The organism is Candidatus Pelagibacter communis, from assembly GCF_001179925.1.
GTDB lineage: Bacteria > Pseudomonadota > Alphaproteobacteria > Pelagibacterales > Pelagibacteraceae > Pelagibacter > Pelagibacter ubique_E.
This window is the reverse complement of the sequence record NZ_CVSF01000029.1, coordinates 1-3,344: the sequence shown is the minus strand read 5'-3', so window position 1 is coordinate 3,344 and position 3,344 is coordinate 1. Positions and strand designations below refer to the sequence as shown.

Genomic DNA, 3,344 nt, shown 5'->3' with positions numbered 1-3,344 from the left:
TCTATCATTGATAACCAAATAAAAATGATATAACAAACATATGTTTGGGCCTGTAGCTCAGTTGGTTAGAGCAGTACACTCATAATGTATTGGTCCCAGGTTCGAGTCCTGGCGGGCCCACCATAATTTTTTTATTTCATTGATTAGAAAATTCTTTTAGAGTTTTGAATAGTGCATTGATATCACCATTATTACTATTAAGAACTGATGCAAATTCCTCTTTTTGTGTTCGTGCTAAACTTAGTCCCTCTATGATTAAATCTCTAATTAATGGTTTATTAGGATTTTTAGTATAAATTCTCCAATCAATTTTTATCTCGGGTCTTTCATTTGTTGCCTTCAAAGTGCTATTAACAATTGTGTAGTTTTTATTAATTTTTTCTTTTGCAAATACATCTATCTCAGGATTAGTGTATTCCGCCAATCTACTTGAAAAGCTTTTTAAAAAGTATTCCTCAAATAATTCAGAATATTTTGTTTTATCTGTATCGCTGAGATTTTTTCTAACTGTCCCCAAAGTATAAAATCCAATACCTTTGATATCTACAGTATCTTTTGCAATCAATTTAAGCTCTTCTATCTTCTTTTCTTTAGAAATATTTTCAGACAAAAGTTTTGAAGCCCTATTTACTGTTGATTGAACAAAAACATCTGGCTCTACAGCAAATGTATTACTGATAATTAAATTCAATACAAAAATTATAGTCAATAATTTTTTTTTCATAAACTTTAATTGATGTTAATTTTCGATTTCTTCCCAATCACTATCGTTTTGAGTATCTATTGTTCTTTTGGCATTAAGAATTTTTTGTTGTCTATCTTGTAAATAAAGACTTTTTACAGATGCGTAAAAATCGAGAGAATTCTTCTCTAAATTTTCAATTGAGTCATAATTCTTTGCTCTAAAATCTACTCCTGAGGTTGCTTTTGATGCGTAGTAATCAAAGTCACTAAAATACTGAGTATCATTATTTACAGTCACATTATACCAGGCGTCTCCACCTACAAAGTTAGTTATTGATGCTACAGTATCTCTAGCAGTGCTTGGACCCAAAACTGGTAAAACAATATAACAGCCAGGACCAGCCCCATGAACCGCAAGAGTTTGACCGTAATCTTCTTTTTCATATTCTTCAAATCCTAAATATGTGGCTACATCTACTAGACCTAAAATTCCTACAGTAGTGTTAATTATAAATCTTCCAGTATTAACTCCAGCTTTAGAAAATTCCCCTTGAAGTAAATTGTTTGGTATAGTCACAAGATTTGATAAATTATCTAATGAATTACTAACTCCACTTTTTACTGGTGTTGGTAAAACTCTATAGATACTTGCAACTGGTTTAAATATTATTTTATCTAGACCTTGATTAAGAGCAAAAGTTGCTCTATTAAATCCTTCCCAACATTCTTTGACTTCAGCAGGATCATTTTTTTTTAATAACAACTCTCCGTCTGAAGATGCCATTACATTAAGAGTTAGCGTAAGGGTTGTAATCACTATTAGTGTCAATTTCTTAAGCATAGGCTTCTTATAGTATAATTTAATCTATTGTAAATTAAGAAATAATCATAAACTCTTAAAAAATGCTGAAAATAAACAAAAACTACTCACCAAATTTTACTATTCCTAAAAGATCAAAAAAAAAAATTAAATTTATAATTTTACATTACACTGGAATGAGAAATGAGTCCTCTGTAATCAAAAGATTGTGCGATGAAAAAAGTGGAGTTAGCGCACATTATTTTATAAAAAAAAACGGGGATATAATTAACCTAGTACCTGACTTGTATGAAGCTTGGCATGCTGGGAAATCATGTTGGAAAAATAAAAAATCTTTAAATAAATATTCAATTGGAATTGAAATTCAAAATTCAGGACATGATAACAAATATGAAGATTTTTCTTCAAAACAAATACTGTCTATTAAGAAATTATTAAAAAAATTAATAAAAAAGTATAATATAAATTTAGATTGTGTTTTAGGTCATTCTGATATTGCACCAGAAAGAAAAAAAGATCCAGGAGAAAAATTTCCATGGAAAAAAATAGCAAAATTTAATCTAGCAAAATGGCATAAACTTAGTGAGAAAAAAATTAAGATATTTAGATTTGGAAAACTTGATAAGTCAGAGGATATTATTTTTTTGAAAAATTTATACTCATTAGGATATAATAAGATTAAAAAGTTAGATAATAAATCAAATAAACGATTTTTATGTTTAGCATTTCAAAGAAGGTTCAGACCTAGCTTAGTTGATGGAAAATCTGATATGGAATGTTTAATGATAAGTAAAAACCTTTTAAAATCATAACTAATAAATCTTGATAAAAAATTATAAAATTATAAATTATATATGCCAGATAAATGACTTATCGCTTTAAATTGATTTAAAGAGGAAAGTCCGGGCTCCGCAAGGATTCAGTGCCAGGTAATTCCTGGCGGGGGAAACCCTAGGGATAGTGCCACAGAAAATAAACCGCCATAACATGGCAAGGGTGAAAAGGTGTGGTAAGAGCACACCGGTTCTATTGGTAACAATGAACGCTGGAAAACCCCACTGGGAGCAAGACTAAGTAGAGATGACATTGTTTGAAAACTAAAAGCCATCCTTGGCTAGTCATCAGGGTTAGTTGCTTGAGCTTAGGAGCGATCTTAAGCCTAGACAAATGATGAGTTTAAAAGACAGAACCCGGCTTACAGTTTATCTGGCAATTCTTTAAAATTATCTAAAAATATTCACGTTTTGACTCACTTTTTTAAAAGCATTCTTTATAACTAAACCATAAATTGTTTTTATTGACTCTGATCTAAAAAACCCATATGATCCCAAAAATTCCCATTTAAAGGGAATAAACGAATTTATGGATTATGTTTTTATCAACTTACGAAAACAGATTAGACAAAAAAGGAAGGGTGTCAGTGCCTGCAAGTTTTAGATCTTATTTATCTAATCTAGGTTATAATGGAATAGTATGTTTCCCTTCATTTAATAATCAATCTATAGAAGCATGGCCGCAAGATAGAATAGAAAAAATTTCAACAACAATAGATACGTTGAATCCTTTTGAAGAAAAAAGAGATTATTTTGCAACTTCGATTTTATCTGAAAGTACTGGTTTACAATTTGACAGTGAGGGGAGAATTTCGCTAACACAAAAATTACTAAAACATGCAAAGATAAAGAATAGCATGATTTTTGTCGGGCAAGGAAAAACATTCCAAATATGGGAACCAACAATATTTGAAAAATTTAAGACCAATGCAAGAAAAAAAGCAAATATTAATCGAGCTAGTCTTAGATGGGAGCAACAACTAAATAAATAATGAGGGGATGATAAG

Annotated in this window: 4 protein-coding genes, 1 tRNA gene and 1 other RNA gene; 4 read left to right on the top strand and 2 right to left on the bottom strand. The window is 30.1% G+C overall.

Features of this window, described 5'->3' with window-relative positions:
- Positions 1-46: 46 nt before the first annotated feature.
- Positions 47-123 (top strand) — tRNA-Ile (locus AMN70_RS02010).
- A gap of 13 nt (positions 124-136) precedes the next feature.
- Here AMN70_RS02010 and AMN70_RS02005 read toward each other — a convergent pair.
- Together AMN70_RS02005 and AMN70_RS02000 are read right to left on the bottom strand one after the other, a co-directional pair.
- Positions 137-724, bottom strand: a complete 588-nt coding sequence (locus AMN70_RS02005) for an MlaC/ttg2D family ABC transporter substrate-binding protein (RefSeq protein ID WP_075501342.1) — start codon at positions 722-724, stop codon at positions 137-139.
- A 15-nt stretch (positions 725-739) separates the two neighbouring features.
- Positions 740-1,525 carry an MlaA family lipoprotein gene (locus tag AMN70_RS02000; protein ID WP_075501341.1) on the bottom strand — a complete coding sequence of 262 codons (786 nt, stop codon included), beginning with the start codon at positions 1,523-1,525 and terminating at the stop codon, positions 740-742.
- Positions 1,526-1,587: 62 nt separating this feature from the next.
- Here AMN70_RS02000 and AMN70_RS01995 point away from each other — a divergent pair, with 62 nt between their 5' ends.
- The 3 genes from AMN70_RS01995 to mraZ all read left to right on the top strand — a co-directional run bounded on the left by AMN70_RS01995 (position 1,588) and on the right by mraZ (position 3,329).
- Positions 1,588-2,316 carry an N-acetylmuramoyl-L-alanine amidase gene (locus AMN70_RS01995; RefSeq protein ID WP_075501340.1) on the top strand — a complete coding sequence of 243 codons (729 nt, stop codon included), beginning with the start codon at positions 1,588-1,590 and terminating at the stop codon, positions 2,314-2,316.
- 45 nt (positions 2,317-2,361) lie between these two features.
- Positions 2,362-2,718: RNase P RNA component class A (gene rnpB / locus AMN70_RS01990), an RNA gene on the top strand.
- Positions 2,719-2,873: 155 nt separating this feature from the next.
- Positions 2,874-3,329 (top strand): division/cell wall cluster transcriptional repressor MraZ, encoded by a 456-nt coding sequence (gene mraZ, locus AMN70_RS01985; protein WP_075501339.1) that lies wholly within the window; start codon positions 2,874-2,876, stop codon positions 3,327-3,329.
- The last annotated feature ends 15 nt before the right edge of the window (positions 3,330-3,344 follow it).